Genomic DNA, 18,903 nt, shown 5'->3' on the forward strand with positions numbered 1-18,903 from the left:
GGATGGAAACATTAACCCCATGAGAGCCCGGGTACTGGTGGTCGACGACGACCCCGCGCTCGCCGAGATGCTCGGCATCGTCCTGCGCAGCGAGGGGTTCCTGCCCTCCTTCGTCGCCGACGGGGAGCGGGCCCTGGCCGCGTTCCGCGAGAACCGGCCGGACATCGTCCTGCTCGACCTCATGCTCCCCGGCATGAGCGGCATCGACGTGGCGCGGTCGATCCGGGCCGAGTCGGGCGTGCCGATCGTCATGCTGACCGCCAAGAGCGACACCGTCGACGTGGTCCTCGGCCTGGAGTCCGGGGCCGACGACTACGTGGTCAAGCCGTTCAAGCCCAAGGAACTGGTCGCCCGGATGCGGGCGCGGCTGCGGCGCGGCGAGGACGTGGCCCCCGAGATGCTGACCATCGGGCCGCCCGGCAACCAGATCACCATCGACGTGCCGGCGCACACCGTCAGCCGCAACGGCGAGGAGGTGAAGCTGACGCCGCTGGAGTTCGACCTGCTGGTCGCGCTCGCCCGCAAGCCGCGCCAGGTGTTCACCCGCGAGGTGCTGCTGGAGCAGGTCTGGGGCTACCGGCACGCGGCGGACACCCGGCTGGTCAACGTGCACGTGCAGCGGCTGCGCGCCAAGATCGAGCCGGATCCGGAGCGACCGGAAATCATCCTCACCGTGCGGGGCGTGGGCTACAAGGCGGGCACCGGATAGCCTGGTCACACTGTGGCCACCTCCCCGATCCCGGACCCCCAGCCGACAGCTCCCCACCGGCGTGTCGCCGCCGCGCGGAAGCTGTGGCGCGGCGTGAGCGGCCGGTCCGCGCGCCTGCTGGCCGGGTTGCACCAGACCTGGCGACGGTCGCTGCAGCTGCGGGTGGTGACCATCACCCTGGTCGCGTCCAGCCTGCTGGTGGGCGGTTTCGCCTACCTGATCGCCGACAAGATCACCAACATCCTGGTGGAGAACGCCGAGACCGACGTGCGGGTGCGGCTGGAGAGCGGCGCGACGTACGCGGTGCGGCAGTTCGGCCTCTACAACCAGCCCCAGGACGCGCAGTTCCAGGAGACCGTCGACGGCACGGTCAACTACCTCGCCGGTGGTGACCCGCAGCAGACCACCGGCGTGATCGTGGCGCTCACCGCCGACAACCACGCCGGCCTCATCCAGCCGCGTTCCTCGCCCGCGGTCAACGTCCGGCCGCTGATCAGCCGTGAGTTGCGCGCCACTGTCGCCGGAGGCAAGGTCGCCAGCCAGATCCGCACCGGCCGGCTGGGCGGGGAGCGCACGAAATACCTGGTCTACGGCTCGCCCGTGCCCACCAAGTTCGGCCAGGTGGAGCTCTACTACCTCGTGCCACTGACGCGGCAGGACGACACGGCCGGCGACGCCCGCGCGACGGTGGTCGCCACCGGCGCGGCCCTGGTGATCCTGCTCGGCCTGCTCGCGGGCCTGGTCACCCGGCTGGTGGTGACCCCGGTGCGGGTGGCCGCCCGGACGGCCCAGCGGCTCTCCGCCGGCCTGCTCGACCAGCGGATGGCGGTCAACGGCGAGGACGATCTCGCCCTGCTCGCCGCGTCGTTCAACCAGATGGCGACCAACCTCCAGCGGCAGATCCTGCGGCTGGAGGAGATGTCCCGGCTGCAACGCCGCTTCACCTCCGACGTGTCGCACGAGTTGCGCACTCCGCTCACCACGGTCCGGATGGCCGCCGACCTGATCTTCGCCGAGCGGGACGAGTTCGATCCGGCGGTGGCGCGCAGCGCCGAGCTGCTCCAGGCTGAGCTGGACCGCTTCGAGGAGCTGCTCACGGACCTGCTGGAGATCAGCCGCTTCGACGCCGGCTTCGCGATGCTGGACGCCGAGCCGACCGATCTGGTGCCGGTCGTGCACCGGGTGGCCGACCGGCTGGCCGGCCTGGCCGAGCGAGTCGGGGTGCCCATCGAGCTGGACGTGCCCACCACGCCGGTGATCGCCGAGGTCGACCCGCGGCGGGTCGAGCGGGTGCTGCGCAACCTGGTCGGCAACGCCGTGGAGCACGGCGAGGGCAAGCCGGTGCGCATCACCCTGGGGATGGACGACACGGCCGTCGCGATCACCGTCCGCGACCACGGGGTGGGCCTCAAGCCGGGCGAGGAGAAGTTGGTGTTCAACCGCTTCTGGCGGGCCGACCCCTCCCGGGCCCGGCAGACCGGCGGCACCGGGCTGGGGCTGTCGATCAGCCTGGAGGACGCCCGGCTGCACGGCGGCTGGCTGGAGGCGTGGGGTGCGCCCGGGCAGGGCGCCCAGTTCCGGCTCACCCTGCCGGCCCGGGCCGGCGACCGGTTGACCACCTCGCCGCTGCGGCTGGTCCCGGCCGACGCCGCCCTGCCCTTCGGCGGCCCCCGCGAGGGCGGCCTGCTGGCCATCGGCCCGGGCAGCGGCGGCGTGCTCGCGATCGGCCCGGCCGACGGCGTGGTGGCCGCCGGGCCGGGGCGGCAGGGGACCGGGGGGCGCGCGGAGGTGGGATCGTGAGGCGGCGCCTGCTCGCCACTGTGCTCGGCGGCACGCTGCTGCTGGGCGGCACGGCCGGCTGCGGCATCCCGGCCAACACCGAGGTCCGGGTGGAGGGCGCCGGGCCGGCGGCCGAGGCCGGCTCCACCAGCGGCATCCGGGGCGAGCCCCCGAACCGCAGCGCGAGCGGCAGCGTCCCGGGGCAGTTCGTCAAGAACTTCCTCTCCGCCGCGGCGGGCGAGCCGGACCGCGCCTACCAGCGGGTCCGGAACTTCATCACCCCGGAGGACCAGGACCGCCTCCAGGTGAAGGAGGGCAGCGAGGTCGCGCTGACCGTCGTCCGGCTCACGGAGGAGCCGGTGATCGTCACCGCCCCGAGCAAGATCGAGGTCACCCTCAAGGTGCAGCAGGTCGGCCAGCTGCGCGCCGACGGCACGCTGGCCCCGCCGGAGACGAGCACCACGTCGTACACGTTCGAGCTGCGCAACCCGCCCCGGCAGGAGGGCAAGGGGGAGCCGGGCCTGTTCGTGGCCAACCCGCCGAACGTGCTGCTGCTCAGCGTCGACGCGCTCGAGGCGTACTACCAGAGCCGGACCATCTACTTCTGGAACTCCAGCCGTACCCGGCTGGTGCCCGACCAGCGCTACCTGCCCCTCGCCGTGCCCGACGAGCGGCTGGTCAGCGAGGTGGTGAAGTGGCTGACCGCCGGCCCCTCCCTCTGGTTGCGCTCCGGGGTCACCGGGCTGCCGGACGGCACCCGCCTGATCAACAACGCCACCCGGACGGAGGGCCGCTGGGAGGTCGACCTGGAGATGCCGGACGAGAAGGTCCGCCTGGAGCAGCTCGCCACGCAGCTCGCCTGGTCGCTGCACGACGTCGACGGGCAGCTCGAGATCAAGATCCGTACCCAGCCCCGGAAGGACATCCCCGACCTGGAGGCGCACCGGCAGGCGAACCCGGTGTACCGGGTCGGCGACGGCTACCAGCGGTTCTGCGTCTACGAGGGCGCCGTCCACCCGCTGTCCGACGCCGCCGGAACGGTCGCCACGGTGCCGATGGCGGCCGAGGCGAACAGGAACGTCGTGTCGGCGGGGCTCAGCCGCGCGGAGGACCAGATCCGGGCGGCGCTGGTGGTCACGGAGGCCGGCCGCCAGTGGCTGTCCGTCGGCGCCGGGCTCGACCCCGTCGCCGTCTTCCACCGCAGCGCCAGGGGCTACGGCGCGATCGGCCGGCCGGTCTGGCTGCGCTCGACGGACCGGGGCGAGCCGGCCGGGTTGGTGGTCGCCGACGGCGCTCTCTACCGGTTCGACGCCCAGGCGCAGCTCACCCCCGTGTCGCTGGGCGTCCCCGGCACGGTGACCGCGGTGGCCGCCTCGCTGGACGGGCACCGGATCGCCGTCATCGCTGGCGGCGCGCTCTACGTCGCCGCCCTGACCCCCACCGAGGGCGGGGTCACCCTCGGTCCGGCCCGTCGGCTGCCCACCCGGCTGACCGGCCTGTCGGCCGTCGACTGGTACGGCGAGGACAAGCTGCTCCTCGCGGGGGAGGTCGGCCGCCCGGCGGTCTACGAGGTCAGCGTGGACGGCACCCGGGACAGCCGGGTGGAGGACAAGATCGGCGCCAGGGTGACCCACCTCGCCGCGTACCCGGCCAACACGGAGGTGCCACGCGGCGCGGCGATGTACGAGGCGAACGAGGTGGCGTACGGCAGCGCTCCGTTCGAGCGGATCCAGCCCGAGCAGGTGCAGGTGTCGCCGCCCTCGACCGGGACGCGCGCCGGCAACCCGACCGCCCCCTTCTTCCTCTACTGATGCCGGGCCTCGGCGGGCTCTGGTCGGACCTCACCGACCTGGTGCTGCCCGTGGAGTGCGCCGGTTGCCGGGAACGCCGGCAGGGGCTGCGGCAGGGCGTCTGCCCGGAGTGTGCGGCGGCGCTGGACGCGCTGCGGCCCCGGGCGGTACGCCCCACCCCGGCCCCGCCCGACCTGCCGCCCTGCCTTGCCCTCGGCCCGTACGCGGGCCCGCTGCGGGAGACGCTGCTCGCGTACAAGGACCACGGCCGGCACGGGCTGGCCCGGCCGCTCGGCGCGTTGCTCGCCGAGGTCGTGGCGGCGGCGGTCGGCGGGGCGCGGCCGGTGACGCTGGTGCCGGTGCCGGACACCGCGGCGGCGGCCCGCGCCCGGTACGGCGACCACCTCGGCCGGCTGACCCGGCACTGCGCGGACCGGCTGCGCCGGGCGGGCTGGCCGGTGCGGGTGCGGCGGCCCCTGCGCGCCCTGCCCCGCCCCGACTCGGTGACGCTGGACAGCGCCGGGCGGGCAGCCGCGGCCGAGTCCGCCTTCCGGGTTCGCCCCCGGGTCGCGCCCGCCCCGGACGGGGCCGCGGTCGTGGTGCTCGACGACATCCTCACCACCGGGTCGACCCTCGCCGCGGTGGCACGCGCGCTGACCGTGAGCGGGCTGTCGCCGACGGTCGCCGCCGTGCTCGCCGCGACCGAGAAACGGCACCGGTCGTAACCGATCGTGTTTCCGTTTCACCCGTTGGTGTATGAGGTGTGAAAAATTTCTGGCCGTCTCCGCGACCGGGGGTGACTGCCGGGCGAACAGGCGTTAGCGTTTTCCTGTCGGGGGTAGGAGGTCTTCCCACCCGCTCCCGGCGGTGAAAGGAGGCGTAGCCGCACTGACCGGTCGACGCCGAGTGGGACCTCCCCCAGATGCGCGCGACCGGATGCCGGATCGAACGACCGTCCGAACTAGGGAGGTCACGTGGACATCGTGGTCAAGGGCCGTAACGTCGAAGTGCCGGACCATTACCGGGTGCACGTAGCGGAGAAACTCGCAAAGATCGAACGCTACGACCACAAACTTATTCGTGTCGATGTCGAGCTTTTTCACGAGCGGAATCCCCGCCAGGCGGACCACTGCCAGCGCGTCGAGATCACCTGCGTCTCCCGGGGCCCGGTGATCCGGGCGGAGGCGTGCACGAACGACTTCTACAGCGCGCTCGACGCGGCCATCGCCAAGCTCGACACCCGGTTGCGCCGGGCGGCCGACCGCCGCCGCGTCCACCGGGGTCGGCACGCCCCGCTCTCCGTCGCCGCCGCCACCGCCGGCCTGCCGGTCGCCGACCTCGACGCGCCCCTGGGGGCGTCCGTCGACGGCGCCCGCGCCGGTACGGCCACGGCCGTGGCGGAACGGGTCGAGGAGGAGCACGACGACCAGCCCTGGCACATCGCGCGGGAGAAGGTGCACCCCGCCGAGCCGATGACCGTCGACGACGCCCTGTTCCAGATGGAACTTGTCGGCCATGACTTCTACCTGTTCCAGGACAAGGAGTCCGGCCGGCCGAGCGTCGTCTACCGGCGGCACGCCTACGACTACGGCATCATCTCCCTCGCCCTCTGATCCTCCGGCGCCGTGGTGGCGGCCCGCGCCGCCGCCACGGCCGACCGGACGACGGGCCTCCGGCCCACCGCACGCCTGAGGTGCGACCAGGCGCGGGTCAGCGGAGTTCGTCGGGGAGCAGCCCGAAGACCAGGTCGTCGATCCGGGTGCCCGCCAGCCCCGGCAGCCGGCCGCGCAGCAGCCCCTCCCGGCGGAAGCCGACCTTCTCCAGCACCCGCTGCGACGCGACGTTGCCGGGCAGGGTGGCGGCCGTCAGCCGGGCGGCCCCCACCGGCCCGAACGCCCAGCCGGCGAGGAGCCGCACCGCCCGGGTGGCCAGCCCGCGCCCCCGCGCGGTGGGCAGCAGCGCGTAGCCGATGCTCGCCTCCCCGGCGGCGGCGTCGAGGTAGGACATCCCGCAGCTGCCGACCGGTTCGCCGGTGGTCGCGTCGAGGATCAGCAGCCGGGCGATGCTGCCGGTCAGCCACCCGCTCTCCGACAGCCGGCAGCGTCGCGCGATCGCCGCCCGGGTGGGCGGCACCGGCGGGGCCTGGTTCGCCACCACGTCCGGCAGTGTGTGCAGGTGGTACATCAGGTCGACGTCGTCCGGGCCGAGCGGGCGCAGGGTCACCACGCCGTCGGTGAGCCGGCCGTCGGGCAGGCCGGGCAGCAGCCGGGGGGCGGGGCCGGGCGGGTCGTCGGCGAGGCGTACCCAGGCCATCAGGTCCGCCCGGCCGCCGCCGCGGAGCTGGCCGGCCGCCCGGCGTACCCCCTCGTGGCGGAAGCCGGCGGCGAGCGCCACCCGCTGGCTGGCCGGGTTCTCCGCGTGGGTCAGCAGCTCCAGCCGGTCGAACCCGCACCGGAACGCCGAGTCGGCCAGGGCCCGCGTCGCGGCGGTCGCGACGCCGCGACGCCGCGCCCAGGGCGCGACCCAGTAGCCCACCTCGGCCTGCCGGCGCAGCGTCACGACCTGGCCGAGGCCCGCGCCGCCGACCAGCCGGTCGGTGGCGCGGTCGGCGATGGCGTACGCGGCCCCGCCGGCGGTCCAGGCCGCCGGGGCGCCCTCGGCGATCCACCAGCGGGCGTCGGCCTCGGTGTACGGCTCCGGCAGGCCCGGGTTGAACCGCAGGTTGACCGGGTCGGCGCAGGCGGCGGCCAGGTCGGCGGCGTCCTCGGGGCGGAACGGCCGCAGCCGCACCCCGTGGGCGTCGATCACCTCGGGCGTCACGTCAGGTCCCCGGCGAGCAGCGCGCCGACCCAGGCGTCCACCCGTTCGCCCCGGTGCGTGAGCCCGCCCCGGGCGGTGCCCTCGACCGTGAAGCCGGCCTTCTCGGCGACCCGGCGCGAGGCGGTGTTGCCGACGTTGGCCCGCCACTCGATCCGGGCCAGGCCCAGGGTGGTGAAGCCCCAGGTGGCGAGGGCGGTCAGCGCGGCCGGCATGAAGCCCCGGCCCCGCCTCGCCGGCGCGGTCATGAAGCCGACGTCGGCCAGCAGCGGGTCGGCGGGGGAGAGCCGCAGGTCGATCGAGCCGGCGTACCGGTCGTCGGCGTCGGCGACCACGAAGCAGGCGCAGGTGCCGGCCGCCCAGGTGCCGCGCGAGTAGACGAGGTAGGACTCGGCCTCGGCGGGGTCGTACGGGTCGGGCACGGTGGTCCACCGGATGGTCCCCGGGTCCCGGCAGGTCTCGACGACCGCGTCGAGGTCGCGCTCCTCCATCGGGCGCAGCCGCAGCTCGTCGCCGCCGGCGGTGGCGAAGAGGACGGGCTGGGGGCGGCCGAAGACGGCGGCCCGCCGGGCCTCCAGGGTGCCGGGCCCGGCGGGCCCGGTCTCGCCGGGGGCGGGCACCTCGCCGGGGAACAGCGAGCCGATCCAACCGTCCGGCCCGCCCTCCGGCGCGGGGTCGGCCAGCCGCAGTTGCCCCTCGACGCGGAAGCCCGTCCGGATCGCGACCAGGCGGGAGGCGTGGTTGCCGACCTCGGCCTGCCAGATCAGTCGGCGCAGTTTCCGCGTGTCGAGGGCCCAGCGCGCGACGGCCCGGGCGGCCCGTACGGTGACGCCCCGGCCCCGGGCCCAGGGCGCGGTCCAGTACCCGATCTCGCCCGTGCCGTGGCCGGGGTCGATCGAGACCAGCCCGCAGGAGCCGAGCACCTCGCCGGTGGCGGCGTCGCAGACCGCGAACGGCGCTCCGGTGCCGGCCGCCCAGTCCCCCGGGGCCACCTCGGTGACGAACCTGTGCGCGTGTTCGGGCAGGTACGGGCGAGGTACGGTGGTCCAGCGCTGGATGTCCGGGTCCTGGCACGCCCGGTGCACCGCGTCGGCGTCGGTCGCCCGCCAGGGTCGCAGCAGCAGGCCGTCCTCGGTGATCTCCACGGGTTCCACCCGAGCCATCGTGCCGGATCGTTCGCGGACGGCGTAACCGGATTACGGCGGAGGCGGCGCGCGTCGAGCGAGTTATGTCGGTTTCGCCGGGTCGGAGGGCCGCCACCAGTGACCATCGCGCCGATGGAGCGCCTACGATGGTTCGAGACTGTCTAGGGGAGCGTTGATCCGTGTCGATTCTGGAAAGGGTCCTCCGCGCGGGCGAGGGCCGTATGGTGCGCCGGCTGAAGGCCATCGCCGCCGCCGTCAACTCGATCGAGGACGACTACGTCAACCTCAGCGACGACGAGCTGCGCGGCATGACCGACCAGTTCAAGGAGCGGCTCGCGGACGGCGAGACCCTCGACGACCTGCTGCCGGAGGCCTTCGCGGTGTGCCGGGAGGCGGCTGCCCGGGTGCTCGGCCAGCGCCCGTACGACGTCCAGGTGATGGGCGGCGCGGCGCTGCACTTCGGCAACATCGCCGAGATGAAGACCGGTGAGGGCAAGACGCTGACCTCGGTCATGCCGGTCTACCTCAACGCGCTCTCCGGCAAGGGCGTGCACGTCATCACGGTCAACGACTACCTGGCCCAGCGCGACGCCGCCTGGATGGGCCGGGTGCACGAGTTCCTCGGCCTCACCGTCGGCGTGGTCCTGCCCAACCGGCCGGCCGCCGAGCACCGCGCCGCGTACGAGTGCGACGTCACCTACGGCACGAACAACGAGTTCGGCTTCGACTACCTGCGCGACAACATGGCCTGGTCGCGGGACGAGTTGGTCCAGCGCGGCCACAACTTCGCGGTGGTCGACGAGGTCGACTCGATCCTGATCGACGAGGCCCGCACCCCGCTGATCATCTCCGGCCCGGCCGAGCACTCTGCCCGCTGGTACACGGAGTTCGCGGGCGTGGTGGCCCGGCTCCAGGCCGGCAAGGACGGCGAGGGCGACTACGAGGTCGACCACGCCAAGCGGACCATCGCCGTCACCGAGCGCGGCGTGGCCAAGGTCGAGGACCGGCTGGGCATCGACAACCTCTACGAGTCGGTGAACACCCCGCTGGTCGGCTACCTCAACAACGCCATCAAGGCCAAGGAGCTCTTCAAGCGCGACAAGGACTACATCGTCAGCGACGGCGAGGTCCTGATCGTCGACGAGTTCACCGGCCGCATCCTGCACGGGCGCCGCTACAACGAGGGCATGCACCAGGCGATCGAGGCCAAGGAGGGGGTGGAGATCAAGCAGGAGAACCAGACCCTGGCCACCATCACCCTCCAGAACTACTTCCGCCTCTACGAGAAGCTCTCCGGCATGACCGGTACGGCGCAGACCGAGGCGGGCGAGTTCAACAAGGTCTACAAGGTCGGTGTCGTGACCATCCCGACCCACCGGCCGATGGTCCGGCAGGACCGGCCGGACGTGATCTACAAGACCGAGAAGGCCAAGTTCAACGCCGTGGTGGAGGACATCGCCGAGCGGCACGCGATCGGCCAGCCGGTGCTCGTCGGCACCGTCTCGGTGGAGAATTCCGAGATCCTCTCCCAGCTCCTGCGCCGCCGCGGCATCCCGCACTCCGTGCTGAACGCCAAGTTCCACGCGCGTGAGGCCGAGATCGTCGCCCAGGCCGGCCGCAAGGGCGCCGTCACCGTCGCGACCAACATGGCCGGTCGCGGCACCGACATCCTGCTCGGCGGCAACGCCGAGTTCCTCGCCGCCAACGAGCTCCGCCAGCGTGGCCTCGACCCGATCGAGCACGAGGAGGAGTACGCCAAGGCGATGGAGGAGGTCCTGCCCAAGTGGAAGCAGGCCTGCGACGCCGAGGCGGAGGAGGTCGCCGACGCCGGCGGCCTCTACGTGCTGGGCACCGAGCGGCACGAGTCCCGCCGGATCGACAACCAGCTGCGCGGTCGGTCCGGCCGGCAGGGCGACCCGGGCGAGTCCCGGTTCTACCTGTCGCTCCAGGACGAGCTGATGAAGCGCTTCCGCTCCGGGGCGGTCGAGGCGGTCATGGAGCGCTTCAACATCCCGGAGGACGTGCCCATCGAGTCGAAGATGGTCACCCGCCAGATCAAGAGCGCGCAGGCCCAGATCGAGGGCCAGAACGCCGAGATCCGCAAGAACGTCCTCAAGTACGACGAGGTGCTCAACAAGCAGCGCCAGGTGATCTACGCCGAGCGCCTGCGGGTGCTCAACGGCGAGGACCTCTCCGACCAGGTCCGCAACATGATCGACGACGTCGTCGAGGCGTACGTGCGGGGGGCCACCTCCGAGGGCTACGGCGAGGACTGGGACCTGGAGCAGCTCTGGTCCAGCCTCAAGCAGCTCTACCCGGTCGGCGTGACGATCGAGGAGCTGGAGGAGGAGGCCGGCGGGTCCCGGGCGGGCATCGACGGGGACTTCCTGCTCGCCCGCCTCAAGGAGGACGCGCACGCCGCGTACGACCGGCGCGAGGAGCAGCTCGGGGCGGAGGGCACCCGCGAGCTGGAGCGGATGGTCCTGCTCCAGGTGATCGACCGCAAGTGGCGCGAGCACCTCTACGAGATGGACTACCTCCAGGAGGGCATCAGCCTGCGGGCGTACGCCCAGCGCGACCCGGTGGTGGAATACCAGCGCGAGGGCTTCGACATGTTCGCCACCATGATGGACGGCATCAAGGAGGAGACGGTCGGCTTCCTCTACAACGTCGAGGTCCAGGTCAACGAGCCGGAGCCCGCGGCCGAGGAGGTGCAGCTGCTCGACAAGCCGGTCGAGATCCGGGCCAAGGGCCTGGGCCGGTCGCCGCAGCAGCAGGGCCTCCAGTACTCGGCGCCGACCATCGACGGCGAGGCCGGCGCGGGTGCGGTGGCCGTCGAGCGCGCCGACGAGCAGGCGCCGGCGCTCGGCGTCGGCCGGCCGGAACCGGCCGCCCCGGCCGCACCGGGGACGACGGCCCCGGCCGCGCCGCAGCGCCCGGCGACGGGCCTGCGCGGCCCGGCCGTCGCGGCGAGCGCCGCCCGGCGCCCGGCGCCCGGGCAGGCGGAGGCCGGCAACGGCCCGTCCCGCAACGCGCCGTGCCCGTGCGGTTCCGGCCGCAAGTACAAGCGCTGCCACGGCGCCCCCAACGGCGGCGCCTGACCGGCAGGTGAGCGGGGCTGCGCCCCGTGTCGAAGCGCATCGAGCCGCGGTCCTCGCCGACCGCGGCTCGATGCGCGTTTCACAGCACCTGGAGGGCGGTGCAGAGCCAGGTGCCGCGGCGGTGCTCCAGGCGCAGCGCCATCGCCCAGGTGCGCCCGCCCGCGCCGGCGAGCACCGCGGCCGCCTCCACGGCCGCGGCGCGCGGCTCGCAGACCCGCAGCCGACGCAGTCGCACGGCGGGCCGGGTGGACCGGCGGCGTGCCGGGCCGGACCGGGCGGTGGCGCGGGCGAGCTCGGGCAGCAGCCCGGCCGCCCTGGTCGGGTCGAGTAGCGGGCGGAGCTGCCCGGGCGGGCGGTAGCCGTTGAGCACCTCCAGGCAGGTGCTGACGAAGCGGTGGGCGGCCCGGGTGGCCTCGGGGGTGGCGGTCACCAGCGCGCCCGGAGGCAGCGGGGCGGCGGACCCGCGGCCGGGTCCCGCCGGGGCGGGCGACACCCGGGCCCGGCGGCCGGGCGGCCGGTCGGGGTCGCGGCGGGCCGGCTCGAACAGGTCGAGGACGAGTTGGGCGTGCGCCGGGGCGGGCCAGTGTGCGGCGTCGTCGTCGGCGAACGGCGGCTCGAACGAGGGCGCGGGACGCAGCCGGACGGGAGGGCGCGGCGGGCCGGGGCGGCGCGAGTCGGTCATCCGGACCTCCCGTGATCTTGCGTTTGCTTCCGTTTGCCTTCGACTGGCTCCATTCTCGGACACGGCAGAGCCGGCGGTCAATGCCTGGGAGCGTTCGGGTGGTTACTCCGGGTCGCGTTCGGCCAGCGGGTTGCTCCGCACCCACTCGGCGGTCTCGGCGTACTTGCGCTCGATGTACTCCTCCAGCCGGGCACGCTCCACGCGCCACTGGCCACGCCCGCCGATCTTGATCGCCGGCAGCTCGCCGCTGCGCACCATGTGGTAGACCTGCGAGTCCGACACGTTCAGCTCGGTGGCCACGTCGGAGAGCAGCAGGAACCTCGGTTCCACGGAAACTCCCGGGGTCGGCGTCGTTTGGCTCAGTTTGCCACCGACCGCCGACGTCGCCCAGCCGGCGGACGGGACCTGCGGCGACGCGTCCGGCGGGACACACCGGCCGGGAGCTTCCGTCGCGCAGGTCCGAGGTGTATGACGGTCACGGCGTACGGCATGATCGGCGCCGGACCGGCGGAGGCCGGCGGAGGACCTGAGCGGGGGAGACGACCGGTGACCGAGGAGCTTGTCCGGGTGTACGTGCCGGCGACCGTCCCGATGCTGACCCTCCTGCGCGGGCCCGGGCTCCCCGTGGCCGCCGCGCACGCGGTGACCCCCGCCCTGCGCGAGTGGTACGCCGAGGGCGACGAGGAGGAGTTGGAGTACGTCGCCTTCACCCGCGCCGCCCAGGACGCGCTGCAACTGCTCCGGGCCGATCCCGACGCGCCCCGCCGCCGGGTGGTCGTCTCGGTGGACCTGCCCGCCTCGGCAGTGGGCCGGGGCGACGGGGAGCTGGGCTCCAGCGCGGTCGAGCTGAGCGCGCCCGTGCCCGTCGCCGCCGTCGCCGCGATCCACGTGGACGGCGCCGACGCGGCCGAGGACGTGGCCGCCGCGGCGGAGGTGGTCGTCGAGGCCCTCGCCGGCGACCCGGACGCCCAGTTCACGGTCGACGGGGCCGAGGACCACGAGCTGGAGTGGTACGACGTCTCCGAGCTGGACCTGCTGCTCCGCGCCGCCTCCTGACCCCGCCGTCGCCGGCGGTGCCGGGCGTCAGCGGGTGGGGGCGGCCTCGGCCGGCTCGTCGTCGTCGGCGTGGGCCGGGCCCAGGGTGCGGCCGAAGGCGATCATGGCGGTCAGGGCGCCGACGAAGAGCACCCAGATGCCGTTGTCGACCCGGGAGGTGCCCAGCGAGGTCTGCGCCACCGCGTCCGCCTCGCTCAGGGCGCCGGCCAGGTCGAGCAGGGAGCGCCCGCCGACCCGGATGATCACTTCGGCGAGGAGCAGGAGCAGGCCCGGGCCGGCCCCGGCCAGCAGGTACGCCGGCCAGCGCGGCGCGGGCGTCGCCGCCTCCCGCCGGGCGGCCCGGCGCCGGGCCCAGGTCAGGTAGCCGAAGGCGAGCAGCCCCGCCAACAGGCCGGCGAGCAGCGACTCGGTGCGCGACACCCACTTGGCGGCGGTGAGCAGCGACTCCTGGGTGTCGCCGGCGCCGAAGAGGTCGAACAGGGGGTCGCGGGCCCGGCTGAAGGCCACCACGAAGACGAGCGTGCCGAGGGCGGCGGCGACCACGGCACCGACCACGGGCGCGCTGCGGGCGCCGGCGATGGCCCCGCCGATCGTCGCCGCGGCGGCGGTGGTGCCGGCGATCACGTTGGTGGTCGCGTTGTCGGCGTACGTCAGGTTGATCGCGAACGCGGCGGCCAGCGCCACCAGCAGGCCGGTGCCGATCGCGGCCACGAAGCGCAGGGTGACCCGGTCGCTGCCCCGGCGGGCGAGCAGGTCGACGCCGAAGAGGGCGAAGGCGGCGCCGGCGACCAGCGCAGCCGAGATCACCCCCGGCAGGGCGAAGGCGGAGAGGCTGATCGCGGTGATCCCGGCGGCCGCCGAGTTGATCGCCTCGCGGGTCGACCAGAGCATCGCGGTCAGCCAGCCGAGCGCCAGGAGCGCGAGCACCGGTGCGCCGGGCGCGAGCGCCGGAGCGAACCCGTCGCCGTCGGCGGCCGGCCGGTCCGACCCGTCGGCGTCGGCCGGGCCCGGCTCCCGCCCCGGTTCGGCAGCGGTGGCGTCGGCGGCCGGAACCGGCTGGTCCGACTCCGCGGCGGCGGAGCTGCCGGGCTGCTTGGTCATCGTCTTCCCTCCGACGGACGCCCGGCCCTCGGCGGGGCCGGCAGTTCACCGGCCACCCAGCGTACGCGCCCGCCGGGCCCACCCCGGTCGGTCGGTGGTGGGGGCGGGGACGGGGGTCGCGCCGTGGAACAATCGGGCGAGGTCCCGCCGCCGCGACCACCCCTGCGGCGTCCGGCGCCGGTCGTCCGGCCGGTGCCAGCGGGTCCGATTTCGCCACCGCTGTCGAGATCGCCAGGAGCCCTGATGGACGCCGTGTTCTCCGTACCCGAGCCGCGCAACGAGCCGGTGCGCAACTACGAGCCGGGCAGTGTCGACCGGGAACGGCTCCAGCAGCGGCTGGCCGAGCTGGCCGCCGAGCGGATCGACCTGCCGATGACCATCGCCGGTGAGCAGCGGATGGCCGGCGGCGAGTCGATCGACGTGGTGCAGCCGCACAAGCACGCGCACGTGCTGGGCGTCACCGCGCACGCCGACCACGAAGACGCCCGCGCGGCGGTCAAGGCCGCCAAGGACGCCGCCCCGATGTGGCGGGCCCTGCCGTTCGAGGAGCGCGCCGCGATCTTCCTGCGCGCCGCCGAGCTGCTCGCCGGCCCCTGGCGGGACACCCTGAACGCGGCCACCATGCTCGGCCAGTCGAAGACCGCCATCCAGGCCGAGATCGACTCGGCCTGCGAGTTCGTCGACTTCCTCCGGTTCAACGTGCACTTCGCCCGGAAGCTGCTGGAGGAGCAGCCGATGTCGTCGCCGGGGGTGTGGAACCGCTTCGACCACCGCCCGCTGGAGGGCTTCGTCTACGCGATCACCCCGTTCAACTTCACCGCGATCGCCGGCAACCTGCCCTCGGCGCCGGCCCTGCTGGGCAACACGGTGGTCTGGAAGCCGGGCCCGACCCAGCAGTTCGCCGCGCACTTCACCATGCGGCTGTTCGAGGCGGCCGGCCTGCCTCCCGGTGTGATCAACATGGTCACCGGGCGTGGCGAGGAGGTCTCCGACGTCGTGCTCGCCGACCCGGACCTGGCCGGCATCCACTTCACCGGCTCCACCAAGGTCTTCCAGCACCTGTGGAAGACCGTCGGGGAGAACATCTCCCGCTACCGGGGCTACCCGCGCCTGGTCGGCGAGACCGGCGGCAAGGACTTCGTCGTCGCGCACACCAGCGCGGACGTCGACGCCCTGCACACCGCGCTGATTCGGGGCGCCTTCGAGTACCAGGGCCAGAAGTGCTCGGCGGCCTCCCGGGCGTACGTCCCGCGGTCGCTCTGGGAGGGCGGGCTGCGCGACCGGCTGGCCGCCACCACGGAGTCCCTCACCTACGGCGACGTCACCGACTTCGGCAACTTCGGCGGCGCGGTGATCGACGCCAAGGCGTTCGACCGGCACACCGCCGCGCTGGAGCTGATCTCCGACGACGACGCCTGCCGTGTGCTCGCCGGCGGCACCGCCGACGACTCCGTCGGATACTTCGTCCGGCCGACGCTGTTCGAGTGCACCGACGCGGCACACGAGACGTTCACCACCGAGTACTTCGGGCCGATCCTCGGCGTGCACGTCTTCGACGACGCCCGCTTCGACGACGTGGTCGCCCAGGCCGAGTCGATCGCGCCGTACGCGCTGACCGGGTCGATCTTCGCGACCGACCGCCGGGTGGTCGACGCGGTGGCCGAGAAGATGCGGTACGCCGCCGGCAACTTCTACATCAACGACAAGCCGACCGGCGCGGTGGTCGGGCAGCAGCCCTTCGGCGGCGCCCGGGCCAGCGGCACCAACGACAAGGCCGGCTCCTGGCACAACCTCGTCCGGTGGATGTCGCCCCGGACGATCAAGGAGACCTTCGTCGCGCCGACCGACCACACGTACCCGCACATGGGCTGAGGTGTAAGGAAGGGGCCCTTCCTATCGTTTTTTGGATAGGAAGGGCCCCTTCCTTACACCCGTAGCGGGAGAGGCGGGGGCGGCCGGGCGGCGGTACCGTGGCCGCTGTGACCCACCCCACCCCCGCGCACGACCCCCGCTTCGGCGAGCAGGGTGGCCTGCTCACCTACAGCGACTACCTGCGGCTGGCCGACCTGCTCGCGGCACAGGTGCCGGAGTCCGACCCGGCCTCCCACGACGAGCTGCTCTTCATCACCATCCACCAGGTCTACGAGCTGTGGTTCAAGCTGCTGCTCGCGGAGCTGACCGACGCCCGGGACCGGATGCTGGCCGGCGAGACCTACCTGCCCCGGGTGCGGCTGGAGCGCTGCCACGCGGTGGAGCGGGTGCTGATCGGCCAGGTCGACGTCATCGACACGATGACCCCGCAGGACTTCCTGGCCTTCCGCACCAAGCTGGCCCCGGCGTCGGGCTTCCAGTCCGCCCAGTTCCGGGAGATCGAGTTCCTCTCCGGCCTGAAGGACCCGGACTACCTGCGCCGGTTCCGGGGGCTGCCCGCCGTCGAGCGGGAACGGCTGGAGCGGCGGCTGGCCGAGCCGAGCCTCTGGGACGGCTTCCTGGCCGTGCTCGGCCGGGCCGGCTTCGACGTCTCCGAGGCGGAGGCGCGCTTCGCGGCGTACGCGACGATCGCCGCCGACCGGGAGCGGTTCGGGCCGCTGTGGGACCTCGCGGAGGCGCTGGTCGCGCACGACCAGGCGTTCTCGCTGTGGCGGGCCCGGCACGTGCTCATGGCCGAGCGGCAGATCGGCACCAAACCGGGCACCGGGGGCTCGGCCGGCGGGGCGTACCTGCGCTCCCGGGTCGAGAGCCGGTTCTACCCCGAGCTGTGGGAGCTGCGCAGCCGGCTCTGAGACATCGACGCTCCGGCGCGGACTGTCTCGCGCCGACAGTGCACATAGGAAGCCCTACCGGGTGGCGAAACCGTGAAATCCTGGACGCCACGTCAGCAAAGTGGCAGCGTGATGGGCATGGCGGATTCCGGAGTCAACCCCACGGCGGCGGCCCTGCTCGGGCTGCTCCATGAGGGCCCCATGACAGGTGGCCAGTTGATGGCCGCCGCCGAGCGCCGGCTGGCGCCGTACTGGTCGATGACCCGTAGTCAGGTCTACCGGGAGCTGCCGGTGCTGGCCGAGCGGGGTCTCGTCCGGATGGGCAAGCCCGGGCCGCGCTCCAGCCAGCCGTACGCGATCACCGCAGCCGGGAAACGGACATTTTCCCGCTGGTTGACGGAGGATCCGGGGCGGGACACGATCCGCAACCCGATCGCCCTGCGGATCGCCTTCGGCGACCTGCACTCCGCCAGCCAGCTCAAGAACCTCCAGGCCGCGGCCAACGAATACCACACCGAGGCGCTCGCCAAGGTCCGCGAGCAGGTCAAGAACGCCAAGAAGGAAGGCGAGACGTACGACGCCAGCGCGCTGGAGTTCGCCGTCGCCTACCACAAGGCGGCCCTGTCCTGGCTGAAAAGCGCCCCGGTCGGCTGATCGGGCTCGCAAGCTCACTCCTCGCACGAGCTGGGTCATCTTTTTGCTCGTGACTGCGGGGCTCGCAAGCTCACTCCTCGCACGAGCTGGGTCATCTTTTTGCTCGTGACTGCGGGGCTCGCAAGCTCACTCCTCGCACGAGCAGTACCCTTGTCTGTCGTGACCGCTGCCGATTACGCCGAACAGCTCAAGGACCTCGACGCCACCCTGCGCAACATCGAGTCGGTGCTCGACGTCGACCGCCTGCAGGAGGACAAGGCGCGCCTGGAGCAGGAGGCCTCCGCGCCCGACCTGTGGGACGACCAGGCCAAGGCGCAGCAGGTGACCTCCCAGCTGTCGTACGTCAACGGCGAGATCAACAAGCTCTCCAGCCTCCGTTCCCGCCTCGACGACGCCGGGGTGCTGCTGGAGCTGGCCGAGGCCGAGTCCGACCCCGGGGTGCTCACCGAGGTCGAGTCGGAGATCGCCGGGCTGACCAAGGCCATCCAGGAGATGGAGGTTCGCACCCTGCTCTCCGGCGAGTACGACTCCCGGGAGGCGCTGGTCGCCATCCGGGCCGGCGCCGGCGGCGTGGACGCGGCGGACTTCGCCGAGATGCTGCTGCGGATGTACCTGCGCTGGGCCGAGCGGCACGGCTACCCGACGGAGGTCTACGAGACCTCCTACGCCGAGGAGGCGGGCCTCAAGTCGGCCACCTTCACCGTGAAGGTGCCCTACGCCTACGGCACGCTCAGCGTCGAGTCGGGCACCCACCGGCTGGTGCGGATCAGCCCGTTCGACAACCAGGGCCGCCGGCAGACGAGCTTCGCCGGGGTCGAGGTGCTGCCGGTGGTGGAGCAGACCGACCACATCGACATTCCCGAGAACGAGATGCGGATCGACGTCTACCGCTCCTCCGGCCCGGGCGGGCAGAGCGTCAACACCACCGACTCCGCCGTCCGGATCACGCACATCCCGACCGGGATCGTGGTCACCTGCCAGAACGAGAAGTCCCAGCTGCAGAACAAGGCGTCCGCGCTGCGGGTGCTCCAGGCGCGGCTGCTGGAGGTCAAGCGCCAGGAGGAGCAGGCCAAGCTCCAGGGCCTGAAGAAGGAGACCACCGGCGCGTGGGGCGACCAGATGCGCTCGTACGTCCTGCACCCCTATCAGATGGTGAAGGATCTGCGGACGGAGCAGGAAACCGGCAACCCGTCCTCGGTCTTCGACGGTGATCTGGACAGCTTCATCGAGGCCGGGATCCGGTGGCGCAAGCAGCAGGAGATGGCCGGCGACGCTGCGTGATCATCCGCAGGCGGAGCGCGTCTTCG

16 protein-coding genes are annotated in these 18,903 nt (G+C 73.2%); 11 read left to right on the forward strand and 5 right to left on the reverse strand.

From position 1 onward, the window contains the following. The first annotated feature begins 19 nt into the window (after window positions 1–19). From mtrA to hpf, 5 genes are all read left to right on the forward strand, one after another. On the forward strand, window positions 20–709 hold the full coding sequence (gene mtrA, locus ACZ6Q9_RS10660) for an MtrAB system response regulator MtrA (protein WP_089001893.1): 690 nt from the start codon (window positions 20–22) through the stop codon (window positions 707–709). Window positions 710–721: 12 nt separating this feature from the next. Next, window positions 722–2,509: an MtrAB system histidine kinase MtrB gene (gene mtrB / locus ACZ6Q9_RS10665; protein WP_393258792.1), complete on the forward strand. Its 1,788-nt coding sequence runs from the start codon at window positions 722–724 to the stop codon at window positions 2,507–2,509. Beyond that, entirely contained in the window at window positions 2,506–4,299 is a 1,794-nt protein-coding gene (locus tag ACZ6Q9_RS10670) for an LpqB family beta-propeller domain-containing protein (RefSeq protein ID WP_396828932.1), read from the forward strand. Before mtrB ends, ACZ6Q9_RS10670 begins: the two co-directional genes overlap by 4 nt. Next, on the forward strand, window positions 4,299–5,003 hold the full coding sequence (locus ACZ6Q9_RS10675) for a ComF family protein (protein WP_396828930.1): 705 nt from the start codon (window positions 4,299–4,301) through the stop codon (window positions 5,001–5,003). Before ACZ6Q9_RS10670 ends, ACZ6Q9_RS10675 begins: the two co-directional genes overlap by 1 nt. 249 nt (window positions 5,004–5,252) lie before the next feature. Then, window positions 5,253–5,891, forward strand: coding sequence for a ribosome hibernation-promoting factor, HPF/YfiA family (hpf, locus tag ACZ6Q9_RS10680; protein WP_393258797.1), 639 nt, complete (start codon window positions 5,253–5,255; stop codon window positions 5,889–5,891). A 97-nt stretch (window positions 5,892–5,988) separates the two neighbouring features. Here the strand turns inward: hpf and ACZ6Q9_RS10685 are convergent, their stop codons facing one another. Both ACZ6Q9_RS10685 and ACZ6Q9_RS10690 read right to left on the reverse strand, forming a co-directional pair. Then, complete coding sequence (locus tag ACZ6Q9_RS10685) at window positions 5,989–7,098, reverse strand: GNAT family N-acetyltransferase (protein WP_396828928.1); 1,110 nt, start codon at window positions 7,096–7,098, stop codon at window positions 5,989–5,991. Next, window positions 7,095–8,258, reverse strand: a complete 1,164-nt coding sequence (locus ACZ6Q9_RS10690; RefSeq protein ID WP_396828926.1) for a GNAT family N-acetyltransferase — start codon at window positions 8,256–8,258, stop codon at window positions 7,095–7,097. The genes ACZ6Q9_RS10685 and ACZ6Q9_RS10690 overlap by 4 nt, the downstream gene beginning before the upstream one ends. A gap of 161 nt (window positions 8,259–8,419) precedes the next feature. On the opposite strand from ACZ6Q9_RS10690, the gene secA reads away from it, so the two are divergent. Next, entirely contained in the window at window positions 8,420–11,341 is a 2,922-nt protein-coding gene (gene secA / locus ACZ6Q9_RS10695) for a preprotein translocase subunit SecA (protein WP_393258803.1), read from the forward strand. 79 nt (window positions 11,342–11,420) lie between these two features. On the opposite strand, the gene ACZ6Q9_RS10700 is transcribed toward secA, so the two are convergent. After that, on the reverse strand, window positions 11,421–12,023 hold the full coding sequence (locus tag ACZ6Q9_RS10700; protein ID WP_396828923.1) for an Rv3235 family protein: 603 nt from the start codon (window positions 12,021–12,023) through the stop codon (window positions 11,421–11,423). A 102-nt stretch (window positions 12,024–12,125) separates the two neighbouring features. Beyond that, window positions 12,126–12,353 (reverse strand): helix-turn-helix domain-containing protein, encoded by a 228-nt coding sequence (locus ACZ6Q9_RS10705; RefSeq protein ID WP_350685633.1) that lies wholly within the window; start codon window positions 12,351–12,353, stop codon window positions 12,126–12,128. Between the two features lie 216 nt (window positions 12,354–12,569). Between ACZ6Q9_RS10705 and ACZ6Q9_RS10710 the strand changes: the two genes are divergently transcribed. Beyond that, window positions 12,570–13,079 (forward strand): DUF6912 family protein, encoded by a 510-nt coding sequence (locus tag ACZ6Q9_RS10710; RefSeq protein ID WP_393455764.1) that lies wholly within the window; start codon window positions 12,570–12,572, stop codon window positions 13,077–13,079. Between the two features lie 27 nt (window positions 13,080–13,106). Here ACZ6Q9_RS10710 and ACZ6Q9_RS10715 read toward each other — a convergent pair whose 3' ends face one another. Then, window positions 13,107–14,180, reverse strand: coding sequence for a hypothetical protein (locus ACZ6Q9_RS10715; RefSeq protein ID WP_393455767.1), 1,074 nt, complete (start codon window positions 14,178–14,180; stop codon window positions 13,107–13,109). Between the two features lie 243 nt (window positions 14,181–14,423). On the opposite strand from ACZ6Q9_RS10715, the gene pruA reads away from it, so the two are divergent. The 4 genes from pruA to prfB all read left to right on the forward strand — a co-directional run bounded on the left by pruA (window position 14,424) and on the right by prfB (window position 18,877). Beyond that, window positions 14,424–16,052, forward strand: a complete 1,629-nt coding sequence (pruA, locus tag ACZ6Q9_RS10720) for an L-glutamate gamma-semialdehyde dehydrogenase (RefSeq protein WP_396828920.1) — start codon at window positions 14,424–14,426, stop codon at window positions 16,050–16,052. 107 nt (window positions 16,053–16,159) lie between these two features. Next, window positions 16,160–16,963, forward strand: coding sequence for a tryptophan 2,3-dioxygenase (locus ACZ6Q9_RS10725; protein WP_350703156.1), 804 nt, complete (start codon window positions 16,160–16,162; stop codon window positions 16,961–16,963). Window positions 16,964–17,080: 117 nt separating this feature from the next. Beyond that, window positions 17,081–17,596: a PadR family transcriptional regulator gene (locus ACZ6Q9_RS10730; RefSeq protein WP_350685626.1), complete on the forward strand. Its 516-nt coding sequence runs from the start codon at window positions 17,081–17,083 to the stop codon at window positions 17,594–17,596. Window positions 17,597–17,755: 159 nt separating this feature from the next. After that, on the forward strand, window positions 17,756–18,877 hold the full coding sequence (prfB, locus tag ACZ6Q9_RS10735) for a peptide chain release factor 2 (RefSeq protein ID WP_393258813.1): 1,122 nt from the start codon (window positions 17,756–17,758) through the stop codon (window positions 18,875–18,877). Window positions 18,878–18,903: the final 26 nt, after the last annotated feature.

The sequence above is a fragment of the Micromonospora sp. NPDC049139 genome (genome assembly GCF_055586845.1).